Annotated in this window: 14 protein-coding genes; 6 read left to right on the forward strand and 8 right to left on the reverse strand. The window is 72.3% G+C overall.

The annotated features are described in order from the left end of the window. Positions 1-69: 69 nt before the first annotated feature. Positions 70-1,161: an AI-2E family transporter gene (locus tag ACICHK_RS20885; protein WP_406838089.1), complete on the forward strand. Its 1,092-nt coding sequence runs from the start codon at positions 70-72 to the stop codon at positions 1,159-1,161. On the opposite strand, the gene ACICHK_RS20890 is transcribed toward ACICHK_RS20885, so the two are convergent. Then, on the reverse strand, positions 1,086-3,455 hold the full coding sequence (locus ACICHK_RS20890; RefSeq protein WP_406838090.1) for a SpoIIE family protein phosphatase: 2,370 nt from the start codon (positions 3,453-3,455) through the stop codon (positions 1,086-1,088). The genes ACICHK_RS20885 and ACICHK_RS20890 overlap by 76 nt on opposite strands. Positions 3,456-3,620: 165 nt before the next feature. Here ACICHK_RS20890 and aspS point away from each other — a divergent pair, with 165 nt between their 5' ends. After that, positions 3,621-5,384, forward strand: a complete 1,764-nt coding sequence (aspS, locus tag ACICHK_RS20895) for an aspartate--tRNA ligase (RefSeq protein ID WP_406838091.1) — start codon at positions 3,621-3,623, stop codon at positions 5,382-5,384. Between the two features lie 139 nt (positions 5,385-5,523). Continuing rightward, a complete protein-coding gene (locus ACICHK_RS20900; protein WP_406838092.1) occupies positions 5,524-6,462 on the forward strand; it encodes an intradiol ring-cleavage dioxygenase in 939 nt (312 codons plus the stop codon). Positions 6,463-6,576: 114 nt separating this feature from the next. On the opposite strand, the gene ACICHK_RS20905 is transcribed toward ACICHK_RS20900, so the two are convergent. The 6 genes from ACICHK_RS20905 to ACICHK_RS20930 all read right to left on the reverse strand — a co-directional run bounded on the left by ACICHK_RS20905 (position 6,577) and on the right by ACICHK_RS20930 (position 17,561). Next, positions 6,577-7,053 (reverse strand): hypothetical protein, encoded by a 477-nt coding sequence (locus ACICHK_RS20905; RefSeq protein WP_151470038.1) that lies wholly within the window; start codon positions 7,051-7,053, stop codon positions 6,577-6,579. Positions 7,054-7,251: 198 nt separating this feature from the next. Further along, a complete protein-coding gene (locus tag ACICHK_RS20910; RefSeq protein WP_406838093.1) occupies positions 7,252-10,332 on the reverse strand; it encodes an FG-GAP-like repeat-containing protein in 3,081 nt (1,026 codons plus the stop codon). A gap of 195 nt (positions 10,333-10,527) precedes the next feature. Then, positions 10,528-12,252: a methionine--tRNA ligase gene (gene metG, locus ACICHK_RS20915; protein WP_406838094.1), complete on the reverse strand. Its 1,725-nt coding sequence runs from the start codon at positions 12,250-12,252 to the stop codon at positions 10,528-10,530. Positions 12,253-12,419: 167 nt separating this feature from the next. After that, a complete protein-coding gene (locus ACICHK_RS20920; protein ID WP_406838095.1) occupies positions 12,420-14,243 on the reverse strand; it encodes a VWA domain-containing protein in 1,824 nt (607 codons plus the stop codon). A gap of 310 nt (positions 14,244-14,553) precedes the next feature. Further along, on the reverse strand, positions 14,554-16,488 hold the full coding sequence (locus ACICHK_RS20925; RefSeq protein WP_406838096.1) for an FUSC family protein: 1,935 nt from the start codon (positions 16,486-16,488) through the stop codon (positions 14,554-14,556). Between the two features lie 173 nt (positions 16,489-16,661). Next, the gene (locus ACICHK_RS20930; RefSeq protein ID WP_406838097.1) at positions 16,662-17,561 is read right to left on the reverse strand and encodes a hypothetical protein; all 900 of its coding nucleotides are present in this window, start codon (positions 17,559-17,561) and stop codon (positions 16,662-16,664) included. Positions 17,562-17,864: 303 nt separating this feature from the next. Here ACICHK_RS20930 and ACICHK_RS20935 point away from each other — a divergent pair, with 303 nt between their 5' ends. Further along, the gene (locus tag ACICHK_RS20935) at positions 17,865-18,419 is read left to right on the forward strand and encodes an SH3 domain-containing protein (protein WP_406838098.1); all 555 of its coding nucleotides are present in this window, start codon (positions 17,865-17,867) and stop codon (positions 18,417-18,419) included. 102 nt (positions 18,420-18,521) lie between these two features. On the opposite strand, the gene ACICHK_RS20940 is transcribed toward ACICHK_RS20935, so the two are convergent. Then, on the reverse strand, positions 18,522-18,956 hold the full coding sequence (locus ACICHK_RS20940; protein WP_406838099.1) for a hypothetical protein: 435 nt from the start codon (positions 18,954-18,956) through the stop codon (positions 18,522-18,524). Positions 18,957-19,125: 169 nt separating this feature from the next. On the opposite strand from ACICHK_RS20940, the gene ACICHK_RS20945 reads away from it, so the two are divergent. Both ACICHK_RS20945 and ACICHK_RS20950 read left to right on the forward strand, forming a co-directional pair. Beyond that, positions 19,126-19,764 carry an NAD(P)-dependent oxidoreductase gene (locus ACICHK_RS20945; RefSeq protein WP_151470046.1) on the forward strand — a complete coding sequence of 213 codons (639 nt, stop codon included), beginning with the start codon at positions 19,126-19,128 and terminating at the stop codon, positions 19,762-19,764. A 28-nt stretch (positions 19,765-19,792) separates the two neighbouring features. After that, the gene (locus ACICHK_RS20950) at positions 19,793-20,992 is read left to right on the forward strand and encodes a PP2C family protein-serine/threonine phosphatase (RefSeq protein WP_406838100.1); all 1,200 of its coding nucleotides are present in this window, start codon (positions 19,793-19,795) and stop codon (positions 20,990-20,992) included. Positions 20,993-21,026 lie beyond the last annotated feature (34 nt).

The raw sequence follows: 21,026 nt of genomic DNA on the forward strand, positions 1-21,026 counted from the left end.
CCGGATGGGGCTTCCCCCGTTCGGGCTTCCCCGGGAGCCGCCCCGGCTGACGCATGGTCAGCTGGCAGGGTGCAGCTACTCCCCGAGGGTGCCCGGCGGCTGGCGGCCTGGTGTGTCGTGATCCTCCTGGCCGCCGGAGTGGGATGGGTGGGGATCGAGCTGTGCTCGGAGTTCCGGACGGCGGTGGTGCCGGTACTGCTCGCGCTGCTCGGGACCGCGCTGCTCGGACCGCTGTACCGGCGGATGGTCAAGGCCAAGCTCAACCGCTCGCTCGCCGCCGCCCTGACCTGCGTCGCGGTGGCCGTCGTGGTCGGCGGTGCCGTCTACGTCGTCGTCGCGGCCCTCATCCACACCGGCGCCCAGATCGTGTCCTCGCTCCGGGAGGCCTCCCGTTCCGTCGCCGAGCACTTCGGCGCGGCGGGCACCTCGCTCGACGACATCGCCGCCAACTCCCATGACCTGCTGGCCAAGTTCGGCGGCACGGCCGCGTCCAACGTGGTCAGCGGCGTCAGCGTCGTGGCCGAGACCCTCGCCATGGGCTTCCTCGCCCTGCTGCTCGTGTTCTTCTTCCTGCGCGACTCGCACCGGGTGGCCGGATCACTGCGGTCGCTCGCGCCCCGGGGCACCGCCGACGTCGTCGAGGCCATGGCCCGGCGTGCCTACGGGGCCGTCGAGGGCTTCATGCGCGGGACGACGATCATCGCGCTCATCGACGCCCTCTGCATCACCGTCGGACTCCTGGTCCTGCGCGTCCCGGGCGCGGTCGGGCTCGGCGCGCTGGTCTTCGTGGGCGCCTACATCCCGTACCTCGGAGCGTTCATCTCCGGCACGGTGGCCGTCCTGGTCGCCCTCGCGGACCGGGGGTTCGTCATCGCCCTGTGGACGCTCGGGGTCGTGCTCGCCATCCAGATGCTGGAGGGATACGGACTCCAGCCGATGATCCAGAGCCGGCAGGTGCAGATGCACCCGGCGGTGGTGCTGCTCGCCATCACGGCGGGCGCCTCCGTGGCGGGCGTCCTCGGCATGCTGCTGGCCGTCCCCCTGACGGCGGCGGTCTTCGGCGTCGTGCACGAACTCCGTGTGCGCTACGCGCCGGAAAGGCCGGAGGGCCCACCGGGGCCGGAGGGGCCGGGGGCGCCGGCGCCGTCCGAGGACGTGTAGCCACCGGAGGAACCCTTGCCCTCCGCGGCCTCCACGGGGCCCGCGGAGGCGGGTCCGTCGAGGTCCGTCGCCTCGGTGAACGCGTCCCGCGCGTCCGGCTGCGGTGAGCCGTCCGGGGTCCCGGGCTCGTCGGAATCCTTGTCCGGTTCCTCCGAGAACTCGAACCAGATGCTCTTGCCCTCCCCCCGCGGGTCCACCCCCCACGCGTCCGCGAGCATCTCGACGAGCACCAGTCCGCGTCCGGACGACGCCAGTTCCCCGGGATGGCGCCGGTGCGGCAGGTCGTCGCTGCCGTCGGTGACCTCGACCCGCATCCGCCGCTCGCCCGGCTCGCCCGCCACCTCGGCGACGAGCAGGGCGTCGGCGTCGGTGTGCACGAGGACGTTGGTGACCATCTCGGAGACGAGCAGGACCGCGGAGTCGAGCTGGTCGGCGGAGGCCCAGTCGTGCAGGAGTTCCCGCAGCTGCTGACGGGCGTCCGCGATCCGCTCGGGCTCGTCCTGCGCCACCGTCAGCATCGTGCGGCGCGTCGGCGGCAGCAGGGGCGGGGCCGTGTCGTCGCGGGCGTCCACCAGGGGCAGCCGGTACAGCAGCAGCACCGCTATGTCGTCCTCGCGCCGGTCGGCCAGCGGACCGGTGGTGTGGTGGGAGGAGGGCCCGTGCACCGCCTGGACGAGCGCGTCGGCGAGGGTCTCCATGTCGCCGTCGTGGGATTCGAGCGTCCGGCGGATACGGCGCCAGCCGGTGTCGAGGTCGTGTCCGCCGGTCTCGATGAGCCCGTCGGTGCAGATCAGCATGGTCTCGCCCGGTTCCAGGACGAGCCGGGTGGTGGGGTAGTCGGCGTCCGGGTCGATGCCGAGCGGCAGCCCGCCCGCCGTGGGCCGCATCAGCACGGTCCCGTCCGCCATGCGGATCGCGGGGTCGGGATGTCCGGCGCGGGCGATGTCCAGCGTCCCGGTCGCCGGGTCGACCTCGACGTAGAGACAGGTCGCGAAGCGTACGTCTGCGGGGTCCGCCGGCTCCTCGCTCTCGTCGGCGCCGCCGCTTGACCCGTAGGTCACCGCCTCGGTGACCCCGTAGAGGAAACGCGCCGCCCGTGACAGCACCGCGTCGGGGCGGTGGCCCTCGGAGGCGTAGGCGCGCAGGGCTATCCGGAGCTGGCCCATCAGGCCCGCCGCGCGGACGTCGTGGCCCTGCACGTCGCCGATGACCAGGGCGTAGCGGCCGGCCGGCAGCGGGATCACGTCGTACCAGTCGCCGCCGACCTGGAGCCCGCCGCCGGTCGGGACGTAGCGCCCGGCGACGCTCATGCCCGGCATCCGCGGGCCGAGCGTCGGCATCATCGAGCGCTGCAGACCGTCGGTCAGCTCCCGCGCGGTCTCGGCGGCTCCGGCGCGGGAGAGTGCCTGCGCGAGCATGCGGGCGACGGTGGTGAGGACCGAGCGCTCGTCGGGAGTGAAGGTGACGGGATAGGTGAAGGCCGCCATCCACGCGCCCATGGTGCTGCCGGAGACCGTGAGCGGCAGGAACGCCCACGACTGCCGCCCGAAGTGCCGTGCGAGCGGCCAGGACGCCGGGTAGCGGTCCTTGTAGTCCTCGGGGGAGGAGAGGTAGACCGCACGGCCCGTACGGACGACCTCGGCGGCCGGATAGTCCGTGACCAGCGACATGTGCGAGAAGGGGTCCTCGGCGCCCGGCTGCTGCCCGTGATGGCCGATGACCGTCAGCCGGTCGCCCTCCGCGCCGAAGACGGCGAGACCGTCCGGCGAGAAGCCGGGCATCGACAGCCCCGCCGCCACCCGCAGGACCTCCGCCGTGGACCGCGCCTCGGCCAGTGCCCGTCCCGCGTCCAGCAGGAACGCCTCCCGCGATCGGCGCCAGTCCCCGGTGACAGGGGTGCGCGCGGCGGCGTCCGGAGGCTGCTCGCTGACCTCCTGGAGGGTGCCGACCAGCTCGAACCGCCCGGTCCCGGAGTCGACGAGCGGCTTGGAGCGGCTGCGCACCGTGCGGAGCACCCGGCCGTGCTCGTCCATGATCCGCATCCGGGCCTCGGCGAGCGTGCCCTCGGTCACCGCGAGCTGTACCACCCCGTCCATCTCGTTCCAGTCGACGGGGTGGACACGGGAGCGCGCACCCGCCGCGGAGAGGGTCGTCCGCTCCGCGGGCAGGCCGATCAGCCGAGCGGCCTCCGCGTCGAAGGTGACGAGTCCCGAGGCGTTGTCCCAGCGCCACACACCGGTGGCGAGCATGGCCAGGACGTCCCCCACGGCGGGCAGGGACTCACCAGTGCGCATGCGCCCACTGTAGGAACAGGTGATCGGTGCCTGCCACCGATGCCGTCCGGGCGACGAGCCGCGGCCGAGCGGTTAATGATGGGGAGGTGATCCTGGGCTGCCCGGTACCCTGGGGGTGTTTCACGTGAAACAGCCCCCCAATCCGCGAAGACTGGATGAACCTCGATGCATCGGTACAGGTCCCACACCTGCGGCGAGCTCCGCGCCTCTGACGTCGGCACCGACGTCCGGCTGAGCGGCTGGCTGCACAATCGCCGAGACCTGGGCGGCATCCTCTTCATCGATCTGCGCGACCACTACGGCATCACGCAGCTCGTCGCCCGCCCCGGCACCCCCGCCTACGAGGCCTTGGACAAGGTCTCCAAGGAGTCGACCGTCCGTGTCGACGGCAAGGTCGTCTCGCGTGGCGCGGAGAACGTGAACCCCGAGCTGCCGACCGGTGAGGTCGAGGTCGAGGTGAGCGAGGTCGAGCTGCTCGGCGCCGCCCAGCCGCTGCCGTTCACGATCAACGCCGAGGACGGTGTCAACGAGGAGCGCCGCCTGGAGTACCGCTTCCTCGACCTGCGCCGCGAGCGCATGCACCGCAACATCCTGCTGCGCACGGCCGTGATCTCCGCGATCCGTCACAAGATGACGGCGCTGGGCTTCAACGAGATGGCCACCCCGATCCTCAGCGCCACCTCCCCCGAGGGCGCGCGCGACTTCGTGGTCCCCTCCCGGCTGAACCCCGGCAAGTTCTACGCGCTGCCGCAGGCCCCGCAGCAGTTCAAGCAGCTGCTGATGATCTCCGGCTTCGACCGCTACTTCCAGATCGCGCCCTGCTTCCGTGACGAGGACGCCCGCGCGGACCGTTCGCCGGGCGAGTTCTACCAGCTCGACGTGGAGATGTCCTTCGTCGAGCAGGAGGACGTCTTCCAGCCCATCGAGAAGCTGATGACGGAGCTGTTCGAGGAGTTCGGCGGTGGCCGTCACGTCACCTCCCCCTTCCCGCGCATCCCGTTCCGCGAGTCGATGCTGAAGTACGGCTCCGACAAGCCGGACCTGCGGGCCCAGCTGGAGCTCGTCGACATCACCGACATCTTCGAGGGCTCCGAGTTCAAGGCCTTCGCCGGAAAGCACGTGCGCGCGCTGCCGGTGCCGGACGTGGCCGGCCAGACGCGGAAGTTCTTCGACGGCCTCGGTGACTACGCGGTCGAGCAGGGCGCGAAGGGCCTGGCCTGGGTGCGCGTGGGCGAGGACGGCTCGCTGACCGGCCCGATCGCCAAGTTCCTCACCGAGGAGAACGTCGCCGAGCTGACCAAGCGCCTCTCCCTGGCCGCCGGACACGCGGTGTTCTTCGGCGCGGGCGAGTTCGACGAGGTCTCGAAGATCATGGGCGCGGTGCGGGTCGAGGCCGCCAAGCGCTCCGGCAACTTCGAGGAGAACGTCTTCCGCTTCTGCTGGATCGTCGACTTCCCGATGTACGAGAAGGACGAGGACACCGGGAAGATCGACTTCTCGCACAACCCGTTCTCCATGCCGCAGGGCGGTCTGGAGGCCCTGGAGACCCAGGACCCGCTGGACATCCTCGGCTGGCAGTACGACATCGTCTGCAACGGCGTCGAGCTGTCCTCCGGCGCGATCCGCAACCACGAGCCCGAGATCATGCTCAAGGCCTTCGAGATCGCGGGCTACGACCGGGAGACCGTCGAGGAGCAGTTCGCCGGCATGCTGCGAGCCTTCCGCTTCGGCGCCCCGCCGCACGGCGGGATCGCCCCGGGCGTCGACCGCATCGTCATGCTGCTCGCGGACGAGCCGAACATCCGCGAGACGATCGCGTTCCCGCTCAACGGCAACGCGCAGGACCTGATGATGGGCGCGCCCACGGAGCTGGACGAGACCCGGCTGCGCGAGCTGCACCTCTCGGTGCGCAAGCCGCAGCCGAAGTAGGCGAGCTCCGCGTCCCCTGAGGGCGGCGCACACGGAAGTGGCCCGGAACCAGCGATGGTTCCGGGCCATTCTCGTGTGGCGCCTGAAAACACAGCTCGTACCCATGCTGCTGACAGGTCGGCTCCCTACCGTCCCGCGCATGACTGAGACCCAGGAACCAACGCACGAAGGGAACATGACCCGGCGCAGGGTCGTCGTCGCGGGCGGAGCGGCCGTGGCGGCCGTGGGCGTGGGCGGCGCCGCCGCCGTGAACGCGTTCGCGGGCGAGGCCGCGGCCGGCACCACGACGACCGCGTCCGGTGCGGAGGCCTGTTACACGCTGACCTCGGAGACCACCGAGGGCCCCTACTACATCGACGCGGACAAGATCCGTCAGGACATCACCGAGGACCAGGAGGGCATCCCCCTGACCCTCACGCTCAAGGTGATCGACGCCGAGACCTGCAAGCCGGTCAGGAACGCCGCGGTGGACATCTGGCACTGCTCGGCGCTGGGCGTGTACTCCGGCTACGAGGCGATGAGCAACGGCGGTGGCGGCGGCGGTCCGTCGGGCGATCCGACGGACGTCCCGTCCGGCACCCCGACCGGTGAACCCCCCTCCGGTCCTCCCCCCGGGGGCGGTGGCGGGCACGCCGAGCCCACCGACGACAAGCGGTACCTGCGCGGCACCTGGAAGACCGACCGGCACGGCCACGTCACCTTCAGGACGGTCTTCCCCGGCTGGTACCGGGGCCGCTGCGTCCACATCCATGTGAAGGTCCACGTGGACGGCACCTGGACCGACGCGGGCTACGAGGGCGGGCACACCTGCCACACGGGCCAGCTCTTCTTCTCGGAGAAGTCGGTCCTGGCGTCCGCCGAGGTCGCGCCGTACTCCACGAGCACGGTCACCCGCACGACGCTGGACGAGGACACGATCTACCCGGGCAACGGGCACGAGGGCGGTCTGCTGTACCTCGCGTACGACAAGAGGCACATCGCCCGGGGCGTCCACGGCCGTCTGACGCTGGGCGTCGCCCCGGACGAGACCCACGACAGCACCGACACCGGTCCGAGCCCGTCGGCCACGTCGTCCTGATCTCCCGGCACACAGCGGCCCGGAGCGCAACGGGTTCCGGGCCCTCCGCCCCCTGACAGGCGGAGGGCCCGGAACACGGGTACCCGGTGGGGCAGCCCGTGGCGGGGGACGTGCTCAGGTGTCGTACGTGCCGTCCCACGGCTCGGAGAAACCGAGGCGGTCGGGGTACAGCTCGGCCCAGGCCTCGCCCTCGTCCTCGCGGGGCACCAGTCCGAACAGCACACCGTCGACGGTGAGCCGGAACGGCCGGATCGCGATGTCCGTGTACGAGCGCCGGGGCAGACTGCGGAGCAGCTTCGCCAGGTGGATGCGGGCACGGGAGAGCACCGAGAACTCTCCGTGCGGGGCCCGCTGCTGTTCGGCCCAGGTGCCGGCGCACCAGATCTCCGAGTCGTTGTAGTGGCCCTCGTCGTCGAAGGTGTGGAGAACCACGTACAGACGTTTGTGCTCTTCCCAGCCGTCGTCGGGACGGAACCCTTCGGGGAAGGCGTACGTGATCGATGCCAGGAACTGACCGTCCGCGTACCGGCCTATGGTCTCGGTGCGGTGCTTCGGCTCGTAGGCGATCGGGATGACCTGGGGGACTGCCATGGCGGAAACCATACGGGTGGCCGGGCCCCTTGTGGTGCCGGGGTCGATTACGGATCGGCGGCATTGGAGCGAGGGCGGTTCTCCCGGCTCTTCGCGGGTCCTCCGCCGGTCCTTCACCGGGCTCCCACCTGGTCCTCGGCGACGGGAAAGGGGGCACAGGACGGGTCGTCCGTGCCCCCTTCCCCGGTCGGGGAGCCGTCAGGAGACGGACCGGTATCCGCCCCAGCCGGTGGCTATTTTCGTGCGGGAGCCGAACGATCCCTTGCCGTCCCCGTTGTTGCGGTACAGGTTGCCGCCGGTGTCCCGGGAGACCAGGTCGGCCCGGCCGTCGTCGGTGATGTCACCGACCACGACGACGGTGTCGTAGGAGCCGCCCCAGTCGCCGAACACCTTCACGCGGGCGGCGAAGGTCCCGTCGCCCTTGCCGTTGTAGCGGTAGAGGGTGTTGGACGTGTCCTGGGCGAGCAGGTCGCCGATGCCGTCGCCGTTGAGGTCACCGGCCCCGACGATCTTCTTGTAGCTCTTCCAGTTGTCGTAGAGCTTCACGCGGGCGGACAGCGTTCCCGTGCTCGTCCCCTTGTAGAGGTAGACGGTCCCGGTGGACGCGACGCGCGCGATCAGGTCGGGCCGGCCGTCGCCGCTCACGTCGCCGGGCGAGGTCAGGGCGTCGTACTGCGTCCAGCCGCTGCTCGCGAGGGTGGTGTACGACGTCGTCGGGGTGACCGCGGCGCCGCAGCGCGGCTTGTACGCGCGCAGGGCGCCGCTGCTCAGCCGGACGAGGACGTCGTTGCAGCGGTCCCCGTTGAGGTCGCCGAACGGGACCGCCTTGATGCTGGTGGCCCAGCCGGAGCCGCTGATCTTCTCCCCGAACCTTCCGGTGCCGGTGCCCGACTGGAAGGTCAGGCCGCCGGACGAGTTCAGGGTGAGGAGGTCGCCGCGGCCGTCCACGCCGTCCACGCTGCCGAAGTCGTGCCGCACCGGCGCGCCTCCCTGCAGGAAGCCCTCCCCGGTCGCCACGGTGACCGCCGAGGCGGTGCCGGTGCCGGTGGCCTTCAGGGTCCAGGTGAACCCCCCGTTCGGGAAGCGGGCGTTGTCGACCGTCGTGCCGGACCAGTCCGTGGCCACCCAGGCGGTGGACGCGCCCCCGGTGACCGTGCGGGTCGCCTTGCCCCGCGCGCCGCTCTGGACGGAGGTGAAGGTCACCGACCAGGAGGAGACCGGGCGGGACAGCAGCCAGGAGCCCTGGAAGGGCGTGCCGGAGCCGACGTAGCTCGTGGCCTCGGACCTGAAGGCCGTCACGGCGGACGGGGTGACGCCGGTCGTGGCGACGTGCGTCTGCTCGAACAGGTCGAACCAGGCGACCAGGCCCGTGTACTCGTCCACGGTCCAGCGGTAGCGCCGGTCGGTGGCCGTGCCCTTCTCGGGGAGGTCGGAGGCGACGACACGGGTGGCGCCGGTGGCCGCCTCGGTCAGGACCAGGGTGCCCGCGGCGTGGTCGTGGCGGACGGTGAAGCCGTCGCCGAGGAGCACGTCGCCGCCGCTCACCGCGCGGGACGTGGCGGCCTTGGTGTCGTACACGCCCGCCGAGTCCGTACCGCAGGCCCAGTAGACCCAGCGGCCCGCCGCCTGGAGTTCGCTCGGCACGCAGGACATGCCCGGAACGGTCACCGTCGCAAGCGTCTTGTCCTCGGCCAGGCTGTACGAGGTGAGTTTGCCGGTGGTGGAGGCGCTCCACAGGGTGGAGCCGCTCAGGGCGGCGGCGCGCACCGACCGCTTCAGCTTCTGGCCCTGTCCGAACTCGCCGATGTACTGCGCCGGGGCGGTGCCCCCGGATTCGTAGACCGCGTAGTTGTCCGAGACGTCGACGATGTGGCCGCCCGTGGTGCCGAACTCCAGCGTCCAGTCCGAGGAGCCGTCCAGCATCGCGACCAGCCTGTCCTTACCGGTCAGACCTGTGTCGGTGGTGCCGAGGAAGGCGTCCCGGGGGTTGTTCCCGCGGTTGCCCCAGAGCACCGAGCAGGTCACACCCGTGTACGGGCAGCGCGTGAGCACCTTGTCCCCGGTCTCGGGAGCGGAGGCGGTCAGCTGTCCGCCGACCACGGCGAGCGTGCGCAACGAGGTGGTGTCCATGGTGCCGCTCGGGTCGTCCTCGGCGATGCGCAGACTGCCGCGGCTGAGGGCCAGGCCGGTCTTGGCGTTCTCCTTCGCCGGGATCCGGGCGAGCTGCTCCAGGCCGGGCGTGCCGTCCGCGGCCTCGGTGAAGCGTCGCACCCACCAGTCGTCCGCGCCGGTGCCGCCGGTTACCAGGGCGGTGCCGCCGGACGCGCCGAGCAGGTACGAGCCCGCCTTGGCCGCGAGGGTGTGGGAGGAGCCGTCCTTCAGGGAGACGGCCCGCAGCTCGCTGGTGCCGGTGCCGGTGTACAGCGGGAGCAGCAGCCAGTCGCCGGAGAGCACGGGGGCGCCGTCGAGCTGGGTGCCGGGCGAGGGCAGGTCGATCACCTGCTCGTCGGCTCCGGGGTCCGTGCGGGGCTTGAGGTGCAGGTCGCTGCTCGCCGAGTCGTACCAGCCGATCCGGTCGTCGTCGAGGACGTCGTACTGCTGCGAGTACGGACCGGAGAAGACCCGGGTGGCTGTGGCTGTCGCCAGGTCGAGGTAGTACACCGAACTGTCGACCTTGAACAGCACGCCGTGCGCGTCGGCGGCCGTGACGGCGCCCGAGGTGATCCGCATCCAGCCCGGCGTGATGGCACGGGAGCGCCAGGTGCCGTCGACGAGGTCGTGCACCGCGTACTCGGTGAGGACCGTCCGTCCGGCCAGTCCCCGGTAGCCCTCGTTCGAGGTGAACGACGTCGTCGTCCGGGTCGCCGGGTCCCACAGGGCGACCGAGCCGGCCGACGGCAGCGCGACCAGGTCACCGTCGCTGCCGTACGAGGCGACGGGGCAGGTCGACGAGCCGATGACCGCACACACGCCCGCGGGCGCGTACACGCCGTCGGGGGTCCTGACGACCGTGCTGGCGCCGCTGGCGTAGTCCGTCCACAGCAGACCGGTGATCCCGGTCTGCCGGTGCAGGAAGCCGCTCGTACCGGCCACCAGCGGGCGGTCCGTGCGCGGCTGCGTGTCGGCGGGGTCGGTCAGGGTGATCTCGGAGGCGGACCCGGCCGGGTCCGCCGAGGCGCCGTTCTGCGGCAGAACGGCGAGGGCCGCGGCCGCCAGGGCGACCGCGAGCGTGGAGACGAGGGCGGACGTGCCGCGTCGTCTCGGGGCGTTTCTGCCCACGTGAAGTGTCCCTCCCCGCGAGGGCCCCCGCCCTCGCACAAGTGCGCGGATGCTAACAGGAGGTGATGGCGGATCCGATGGTCAGGGTCGGGTAAAGCTGCTGGTGGAGCGGCTCGTTTCCCGGCCGGTCGGGTGATCGGGGCATGCGAAGGGCCCGGGAACCGTTCGTTCCCGGGCCCTGTCGAGCGGTCGCCGTTACTCCGGCGCGCCGCCGAAGCGCTCCTTGTAGGACTCCAGGTCCTCGTCCGTGATCTTGGCGAAGAGGACCGGGGGAACGGTGAAGGGGGTGCCGGCCGGGAGGAAGGCCAGGGCACGGGCCTCGTCCGCGCTCACCCAGGTCGCCGTGTCGTCCGCGAGGGCGAAGGCCGAGCGCATCGCGCGGGCGGACGCCGGGATGAAGGGCTCGGAGACCACCGAGTACAGGTGGATCAGGTTCATCGCCGTACGGAGCGTCAGCGCCGCGCCCTCGGGGTCGGTCTTGATCTCCAGCCAGGGGGCCTTCTCCTCCAGGTAGGAGTTGCCCGCGGACCACAGGGCGCGCAGCGCGGCGGCCGCCTTGCGGAACTGGAGGGCCTCCATCTGGGACTCGTACTCCGCGAGCAGGCCCGCGATCTCGGCGCCCAGCTTCGCCTCGGCCTCACCGGCCTCCGAACCCGCCGGGACCTCCTCGCCGAAGCGCTTCTTGGAGAAGGACAGGACGCGGTTGACGAAGTTGCCGAGGGTGTCGGCCAGGTCCTTGTTGACCGTGGCCGTGAAGTGCTCCCAGGTGAACGACGAGTCGTCCGACTCGGGGGCGTTGGCGATGAGGAAGTAGCGCCAGTAGTCGGCGGGCAGGATCTCCAGGGCGTGGTCCGTGAAGACACCGCGCTTCTGGGACGTGGAGAACTTCCCGCCGTAGTACGTCAGCCAGTTGAAGGCCTTGACGTAGTCGACCTTCTTCCACGGCTCGCGCACGCCCAGCTCGGTGGCCGGGAACATCACGGTGTGGAAGGGCACGTTGTCCTTCGCCATGAACTGCGTGTAGCGGACCGGGTTCTCGCCGGAGTCCGCGTCGTACCACCAGGACTTCCAGTCACGGTTCTCCGTGTCCTGGTCGGACCACTCCTTCGTCGCGCCGATGTACTCGATCGGGGCGTCGAACCAGACGTAGAAGACCTTGCCCTCGGCGGCCAGCTCCGGCCAGGTGTCGGCCGGGACCGGGACGCCCCAGTCCAGGTCACGGGTGATCGCGCGGTCGTGCAGGCCCTCGGTCAGCCACTTGCGGGCGATGGAGGAGGCGAGCTGCGGCCACTCGGACTCGTGCCGGGCCACCCACTCCTCGACCTCGTGCTGGAGCCTCGACTGGAGGAGGAACAGGTGCTTCGTCTCACGGACCTCCAGGTCCGTCGAGCCGGAGATCGCCGAACGCGGGTCGATCAGGTCCGTGGGGTCCAGGACGCGCGTGCAGTTCTCGCACTGGTCGCCGCGAGCCTTGTCGTAACCGCAGTGCGGGCAGGTGCCCTCCACGTAGCGGTCCGGGAGGAAGCGGCCGTCGGCGGGCGAGTACACCTGCCGGATCGCGCGCTCCTCGATGAAGCCGTTCTCGTTCAGGCGGCGCGCGAAGTGCTGCGTGATCTCGCGGTTCTCCGGGCTGGAGCTGCGGCCGAAGTAGTCGAAGGCCAGCTCGAAGCCGTCGTACACGGCCTTCTGGGCGTCGTGCGCCTGCGCGCAGAACTCGTCGACCGGCACGCCGCGCTCCTTGGCCGCGAGCTCGGCGGGGGTGCCGTGCTCGTCCGTCGCGCAGATGTACAGGACGTCGTGGCCGCGCTGGCGGAGGTACCGGGAGTACACGTCCGCCGGGAGCATGGACCCCACCATGTTGCCCAGGTGCTTGATCCCGTTGATGTACGGAAGGGCGCTGGTGATGAGGTGTCGAGCCATCGCGGGCTGCTCCCAGGTCGCTGCGTGGGGCGACGATCGCGTCGGATTTCCGGTGGGCGTCTCGTCGCCGGTGAACCTTGAAATCGTAGCCGACACGGGTGGGCCGCCCGCTTCCCGTTTTAAGGCGTGGGAAGGGGGCGGCCCGGATGCTGCTCGGAGGGGGGGGGCTACGGGCGCCAGTTCTCCAGCACGCCGTCGTAGACCTCGACGTCCGTCAGTTCGCGCGGGGCGGGGCCCGCGTGGAAGAAGGCCGTGTTGCCGGTCTTCAGCTTGCGCAGGTAGTCGAAGGCCTTGTTGTCGTGCTCGCCGAAGGCGACGAACGAGAAGAAGACGTTCGGGTGGTTCTTCGCCGCGTCCGTGAGGGACTGGGTGGCGGGGGTCTTGGCGTCCGGGGCGCCGTCCGTCTGGAAGATCACCAGGGCGGGGTCGGCGGAGCCGGAGCGCTGGTGGTGGGTGACGACCTCCTCCACGGCGACGTGGTAGCTCGTACGGCCCATGCGGCCGAGGCCGGCGTGCAGGTCGTCGACCTTGTTCTCGTGCTCGGCGAGGGTGAGGGCGCCGGTGCCGTCCAGCTCGGTGGAGAAGAAGACGACGTGGACGGTCGCCTCCGGGTCCAGGTGGGCGGCGAGGGCGAGGGCCTGCTCGCCCAGGGCCTGGGCGGAGCCGTCCTTGTAGTAGGCGCGCATGGACGACGAGCGGTCGAGGACGAGGTAGACCTTGGCGCGCTTGCCGGTGAGGTCCCGCTTCTGGAGCGCGGTACCCGCTTCCTGGTACGCCGTGACCAGGGCCGGGGCCTCGTCCTTGACGCGGGTCAGGGCGACGGCGGAGTCGCCCGTGACCGGGGTCTCGGCAACCGGCTCCGCCACGACCGGCTCCGCCTCGGTGACCGGCTCGATCTCGGCCTCGACCGTGGCTTCCGCCTCGGGCTCCGTGACGGCTTCCGCCTCGGGCTCCGTGACGGCTTCCGCCTCGGCGACGGGCTCCGCCTCGGGCTCGGCTGCGGCTTCCGCCTCGGCTTCGCCTTCGGCGTGGTCGTTCCCACCCGCACCACCCGTGCGGCTTTCGTCGTCGGCTGCGGGTGCCGCCTGCGGGGCCTCACCGCCGTCGGCGACCGCGGGCTCGTCCACATCGGCGGTCTCTGCAACCGGCTCCGCCTCGGCTTCAGCGACGGCTTCCGCCTCGGCGGCCTCAGCCTCGACCTCGGGGGCGACCTCAGTCTCGGCGGCGGCCTCGGGCTCCGCGACGGCTTCTGCCTCGGCCTCGGGCTCCGCTTCGGCGACAGGCTTCGCCTCGGCGACGACCTCTGCCTCGGCGGTGGGCTCGACCTCGGCCTCGGCGGTCGGCTCAGGCTCGGCCTCGGCAGCAGGCTCGGGGGCGACCTCAGTTTCGGCGGTCGGCTCGGGCTCTGCGACAGCTTCTGCCTCGACCTCGGGCTCCGCTTCGGCGACAGGCTTCGCCTCGGCGACGACCTCGGCCTCGGCGGCGGGCTCGACCTCGGCCTCGGCGGCCGGCTCGGGCTCCGCGACGGCTTCCGTCTCGGCCTCGGGCTCCGTCTCGGCGGTGGGCTCGGGCTCCGCCTCGGCCTCGGGGGCGACCTCGGTCTCGGCGACGACCTCGACCTCGGCCTCGGTGACGGCCTCGGCGGTCGGCTCAGGCTCGGCCTCGGCGGCGGCCTCTGCGGCGGGCTCGGGGGCGGTCGGGGTTTCTTCCGTGGTGGGCTCTGCCGGAGGCGTCTGCTTCGGGACCGTCACGTTGTCGAAGGCGGCCGACACCAGCTCGTCGACCACGGAGGGCTCGGGCTCGGAGGCGGGAGCCGGAACCTTCGGCTCGGCCTCCGGCGCGGAGGCGGAGGCCGGCTCGGCCTCCGGGGAGGGCGTCGGCTCCGCAGCGGGAGCCGGGACCGTCGCGGCCTCTCGCGAGGTCTCCGCGTCCGCGTCACGACCCTTGCGTGAGCGGCCGAACGCATTCCGCAGGAGAGTGAGAATGCCCATGTGCGCAACCCTTCGCGTGAGTTGATCCCGTCAATCCCTGGCCAGGACGGACACGTAAGGTTAGCGGCCATAGACGGTGATCTTCGGCAGGGGCGGCAGACCGGACAAAGGTCAGGTCAACCCCCTTACGACGCCCACGGATTCACTTTCCTACCACGGGGATTTGTCGGAATTAGGAGTTCCGCCACGCACCTTCCCCCGGCATCACACTTGTGTCAAGAGATTGTCAGGGGAGAGTAAAGCGCGTCCGTCCCGCGCGGGAGCGGGAAGCGGGGTCGTGGCCGAATCGTCGGTGCCGACGCCGCCCGTGTCAATGAGGTGAGGCGATCGCCCTGGCCGCCGCGACCTCCTGCCGCACCGGTTCGAGGACGCTGCCCGCGGGTCCGGTGAGGTCGGTGCGGACGGCGAAGAGCACGTCCGTCCGGCGCAGCCCCTCGGACAGCTCCCGCAGCTGGCGCGCGACGGTGGAGATCTCGGCGGCGGAGGGCTCGGCCGCGCCCTGCCGGACCCGGACCCGGGCCGCGGTCGTCGCGTCCACGATCCGCTCGACGGCGACGACGAGCGGCATCCAGGCCGCGGCGCGGCGCCCGTTCGGCGGCGGCTCGGTCAGGGCGCGCTGGAACTCCGTACGGATGGAGGAGAGGTCGCGGTACAGGCGCCGCCTGCTGCGGGCGCGGGCCCCCGGCTCGACGGCGTCCCCGAAGGCCAGCTCGACATAGCCGGCGGTGTCGGCGACCGCGTCCGCGAGCCGGTCCCCGACCCGGGCGTGCCAGCTCTCCGGCCACAGGAGGTAGCCGGCCACCAGGGCGATGGCGCAGCCGATCAGCGAGTCGACCAGGCGGGGGACGACGAGCCCGGTGCCCTGGTGGTTGAGGATGTCGGACAGCAGCAGGATCACCGGGGTGATGGCGGCGGTCTGGTAGCCGTAGCCGCGCGGGGTCAGGGCCGGGACGAGCGCGCCGAGCACCATCAGCACGGGCACGTCCCACCAGCCGCGCGGGACCACGGTCAGGAGGGCCGCCGCGACCACGAGGCCCGCGACCGTGCCGAGGGCGCGCAGCAGGGCCCGGGAGAAGACGGAGCCGTAGTCCGGCTTCATGACGAAGGTGATGGTGAGCGCGACCCAGTACGAGCGCGGCACCTCGACGGTCGAGACGAGCACCTGGCCGAGGCCGATGCACAGGGCGAGACGGGTGCCGTAGCGCCAGGAGGCCGCCGACAGCAGGACGTCGCGGCCGGCGCGGGCGGCGCGGACGCGCAGCGCGGCGGGCCGGCCGAGGCGGTCGTCGAGGGCGCCCGGGTCGGGGAAGCGGTCCGTCACGACGGTGGCGGCGTGCCGCAGGGCGTGGTCGACGGCGCGCCCGGTCTCGTCGGCCGGGGCGGGGAGCCGCAGGTCGAGGGGGTCGGTGCCGCCGGTCTCGACGGTGTCGGCGAGCAGGCGCACGGCGGCGGGGATCTCGGCGGGCAGCGGGTCGCCCCGCTGGTGGGCGGCGGGGGCGGCCTCGACGACGGGGGTGACGGCGTTCAGCTGGGCGAGCAGCCGGACGAGGTCGGGGCTGCGGCCGTGGTAGAACGCGCGCCGGGCGAGGACGAGGTCGTACGACTCGTTCAGGGACTGCGTGACGGTCAGGCGCAGGCGCTCGTAGTCGGCGGTGCCGCCGGCGGCGAGCAGGTCCGCGACCGTGCGGTAGGTGCCCGCGACGGAGGACCGCTCCGGCACCCCCGAGCGCAGTGGCCAGGCGAGCAGGGTCAGCGCGAGGACGAGGAGCCCGCCGCCGGACATCAGCAGCGGGGCGAGCCACCAGGGGCCGGGCAGCGGCAGTCCGGCGCCGATCAGGCAGTTGATGAGCAGCAGCAGTCCGGTGACGGAGGCGACGGCGCCGATCGACGAGATCATCCCGGAGACCAGGGCGACCCCGGTGACCGTCGCGACGGCGACCCAGCCGTGCCCGTAAACGGCGGCGCCGATCATGATGCCGATCGCGCCGAAGAGCTGCGGGACGGCGATGTTGAGGATCCGCATGCGGTACGCGTCCGCGGTGTCGCTGATGACTCCGAACAGCGCGCCCATGGAGGCCAGGGCGCCGTGCGCGGGCTGTCCGCGGGCGAGGCCCACGGCGAGGGGGAGCGACAGGGCGACGGCGGCGCGGGCGGCCGCGGCCCGGTTGACGGGGGCCCGCTGCGGCCGGAGGTTCCTGACCAGCCAGTCGGGAGGAGTGAGGCCGATGGGGAACTCGCGGGACATGTACCGAGTATGGCGGTTCTTCCGGGGGTGGTCCCGGCCCGGACCCGCTGACGGGGGCCCCGGCCGGTCCCGCTGACGGAGGGTGGGACCGCGGCGGGGACGCGGTGGTCGCGGGCGGGGGCGCGGTGGCCGCGGCCGTCGGCCGGGAGGAGGACCGCTCGGCGGAGGAGGGGTCAGGCGCCCACGTGGGTCGACTGCTCCGAGGGAGCCCCCAGGGCTGCCTCGGCCGGCCGCCGCCGGCGCGCGTACGCGTGGGTGAGCGCCGCGGCCAGAGACACCGTCAGACCCATGGCCAGCAAAAGCCAGCTGACGAACCGCAGGGTCTCGGTGAGGGCGTCGTACACCGCGCCCGCGGCCGTGCGGGAGACGTCGGGCGGCAGGTCGTCGAGGGTGAGTCTGCGGCCGATCGTGATCGCGGCACCGAGCAGGGCCGCGCCCAGAGCGGTGCCGAGACCCGTCGCGAGGACCGCCCGGCGGCGGCGCACGGCGATGACGATGCCGGCCGCCGCGAAGACGACCGACGCCGACGGGAGCCAGAATCCGGCGACTTCGAGCACGTGGAACCCCTTCCGGACCCGGGCCAGGTCCTCGGCCTCCAGCACGGTGATCTCGGTGTGCTCGACCGGGATCCGGTCGGCCAACGGCATGTGGTCGTCGGCGAGACGGCGTTTGACCTCTTCGGTGACGGGTGCGAGATCGACGGTCACCGCTTCCTCGCGGTCCTCGCGCAGCGCCCGCATCACGGCGTCGTGCGCCGCCAGGTTGGCGGCCTCCCACGCCGTGCGGTACGCCTCGGTCTCGGTGAACGAGCGCACGGCGTCCCGCACGAAGTGGTTCACCGGCCCCTGGAGCCTTGGCCGTACGTGGACTTCGCGCAGGATGTCGTCGGTGACGCCGGCCGCGATGGCGTCCCGGACGTCGTCGTCGGCGGCGAGCGGCGCCATGGTGGCCTCGTAGCGTTCGGAGTCGCCGAGGCCGTACGTCGCCCACGCCGACAGCGCGCCGAGCGGCGCGAGGAGGCAGGCGAGCGCGATCAGCACGGCCGACAGGGCGCTGCGGACACGAGGGGGCACGTCTCCAGGCAAGGCCTTCCGGTCCCCGCGGGCGAGTGGACCGACTGCAAATGGGCGCATGCGGCAAGCCGTACGGGGAGCCGCCGCACCCGTTGCACGGAGCCGGTCCCGGCCCCGCCCGGACCTCGTCGGCGGCCGTCCGGTCCCGTCGTCACCCCGTCAGATTCCCGTCCACGCCCGCCGGGGGCCGCCCGGACCGGCCGCCGGTCCCCGCGCATCCCGGCCACCCCAAGGGTTTTGACCGCTCGGGTGGAGCCCTCACCCGAACGGGTGTTTCCTGGATCTGGGGAGAAGGAGGCCGATATGCGCACCACCCCAGCACCGCGAACCCTTGTCGCGGCCCTGCTCAGCGGCGGTGTACTGACCGCCCTGGCCGCCGGTCCCGCCGTGGCCGCGGCCGAGTCGGCGCACACCGGTGACGGTGGCTCCGGCAGCTCCGTACGGGGCACCGTCGTCTCCCGCGGAGAACTGAACCTGCGGCTGCAGCCCAGCACGGACTCGCCCGTCGTCGGCGCGCTCCCGCCGGGCAGTCAGGACCGCGTCCAGTGCGCGGTGAACGGGCAGAGCGTGCTCGGCACCAGCGTCTGGTACTGGCTCGTCGGCGCCCACGCCTGGGCCAGCGCCGCCTTCGTCGACACCGGCGGCCGGTCGGTGCCGAACTGCTCGGACCCGTGCCCCGACCAGAAGGACGGGACGTGGCACAACGCGCACTGGGACCACGAGCGCGACCCGGCGAACGACCCGGGCTGGAGCGTGAGCGCCTCCGGCTCCTGGACCTTCACCGTCTCCAGCGCGTGGAGCTGGACCGTGTCCGGCTCCACCTCGAACTCCTGGGACTGGGTCCCAGGTGGCAGGTGAGTAGGTGAGTGAGGGAGACGCACGGGGCCCCGGCATCGCGCCGGGGCCCCGTGTGCCGTGCGCGCCGCTCCGCGGACCACGGCGGAACGGCGCCTCACGGCGTCAGCTCGGCTTTCCCTCCGCGTCCTCGTGCGTGTAGTAGCGGTAGAAGGCCACCGCGTACACGCCCGCCGCCACCGGCAGTGACATGAACACGGACCGCAGGATCGTCGCGTCGGTCTGGCTGTACAGGAAACCGAACGCGCAGCCCGCGAACACGGCCCACACCAGGGCGTGCGTCTCGCGCCGCATCAGCGGCGCCACCGTCCGGGCGCCGATGTAGGCCGCCGCGAACGCGATGGCGCACACGAAGCCGAACAGCACGTTCCAGCCCGTGATGGCCCCCGCGTCCCGGTTGATGGCGGCGGCCCAGTAGCCGTAGACGAGCCCGCCGGCGACGGGTACGGCCCACTTCGCGATCGTGTGGGTCTGTTCCCCGAAGACGTCGGTCGACCCGGATGTGCGTGGTGTCCCTGACACGGGTGCGGCTTGAGCCATGGAAGGACTCCTCTCTGCTCGCCCCCGCCTTCCAGGTCACACCCCGCCGCAGCCCCTGGCAAGTCGGGGCGGCACCCCCTCGCGGCACGCTCCGCGGCACCCCTCACGACACCCTTCCGACCGCTTCTCCGGGATGCGGTGATCATGGTCGCGTGCTTCGCTGAGGTGCATGAAGCTCGTACTCTTCGGTGCCACCGGCATGGTCGGCAGCCGTATCGCCACGGAGGCGTCGGCGCGCGGACACCAGGTCGTCGCGGTCAGCCGGTCCGGACAGTCCCCGGTTCCCGGGGTCACCGCGACGGCGGCCGACGCCTCGGACCCGGCGAAGGTCGCCGAGCTGGTGGCCGGCGCGGACGCGGTGGGGTCGGCGTGCGCCCCGCCCCGCGACGGCTCCGATCCCCGTGAACCCTTCCTCGCCCTCAACCACTCCCTGGTGGAGGGAGCCCGGACGGCCGGGGTGCACCGGCTCGTGATCGTCGGCGGCGCGGGCACCCTGGAGGTCGCGCCCGGCGAGGCCGCGTGCGACCAGCCCGGCTTCCCCGAGGAGTACCTCCCCGAGGCGCTCGCCCAGCGGGACGCACTCGACTACCTGCGCACGGACGTCGACGACCTCGACTGGACCTACATCTCGCCCGCCGCCGAGATCGGCCCCGGCGAACGCACGGGCGAGTTCAGGATCGGCGGCGACCGCATGCTCACCGACGCGGGCGGCCACAGCCGGATCAGCGCCGAGGACTACGCGATGGCCTTCGTCGACCAGCTGGAGATGCCCGTCCACCCGCACGGCCGGATGTCCGTCGCCTACTGAGGGCACGACGAGGAGGCGGTACGGAGAGGTGGCCGGCCGGAGATCCGTACGCGACCGGCTCCGGCAGGCCCTGCGGCCGCGCGGCGGGCTGCCGGAGGCCTTCCAGCAGTCGCAGCCGCTGAAGGTGGGCGGGCGCAACGTGGCCTGGCTGCCCCCGCTGCTCCTGCTCGTCGGCATCGCGCTGCTCGACGTCAACACCTCCGGCCGGTTCCGGATCATCTCCTGGCTCGTGCTGGTGCCGGTCATCGCCGCGGCGATCTGCGGAGTGCTGGGCACGGTGGCCTTCGCCGGGCTGTCGCTGCTCACCTACGGCGCCGTGGACACGAAGTGGCCGCACCCGTACCAGAACGGCCTGCCCGACTTCATCCTCGTCGTGGTCGGCAGCGGCCTCGCGGCCCTCGCCTGTTCCGTCAGGCTGCGCGCCGAGCGGCGCATGCTGCACATCCGGGACGTCGCCGAGACGACCCGGCGCACCGTGCTGCGCCCGATGCCCCCGGGCTGGGGCGGCCTGGACCACGCGGCCGTCTACCTCGCCGCCGACAGCGAGGCCCGGGTCGGCGGCGACTTCTACGACATCCAGCCCGGCCGGCACGGCACCCGCCTGCTGCTCGGGGACGTCCAGGGCAAGGGGCTCGCGGCGGTCGAGGCGGCGGCCGCGCTGCTCGGCACCTTCCGGGAGGCGGCGTTCCACGAGCCCGCGCTCGACACGGTCGCCGCCCGGCTCGGGGTCAGGATGCGGCGGCACAACCGCTACCGCGTGGCGCTCGGCCGCGACGACGGCGACCGTTTCGCGACCGGCGTCCTGGTCGCGTTCCCCGAGGACACGCCGATCACGGTCGAGGTCGTCAACTTCGGCCACGAACCCCCGCTCGTGATCACCTCCGACGGGGTGCGGAGCCTGCCTCCCGAGCACGGACTCCCGCTCGGCATGGACGAGTTGGTGTCCACGCCGCCACCGGTCATCCGTGTGCCGCTCGCCCCCGGCGAGACGCTGCTCCTGGTCACCGACGGGGTGACCGAGGCCCGTGACGCGGCGGGCGAGTTCTTCCCGCTCCGGGAGGCCGTCACCAAGGCGCTGGCACGGGACCCGCGCACCGCCGATCCGCAGCGGCTCGTCCGCTTCGTGCGCGACGGCACACTGGAGCACTGCGGCGGGCGGCTCGCCGACGACACCACGATCTTCGCCGTGCGGCGCCGGGTGGACGGCGGCCTGCGGGCGCTGCCGTGACACCGGCCGCGGACCGCGGAACCCTCGGCCGGGC

Source organism: Streptomyces sp. AHU1 (assembly GCF_045343905.1).
In the GTDB taxonomy this organism is placed as follows: Bacteria; Actinomycetota; Actinomycetes; order Streptomycetales; family Streptomycetaceae; genus Streptomyces; species Streptomyces triticiradicis.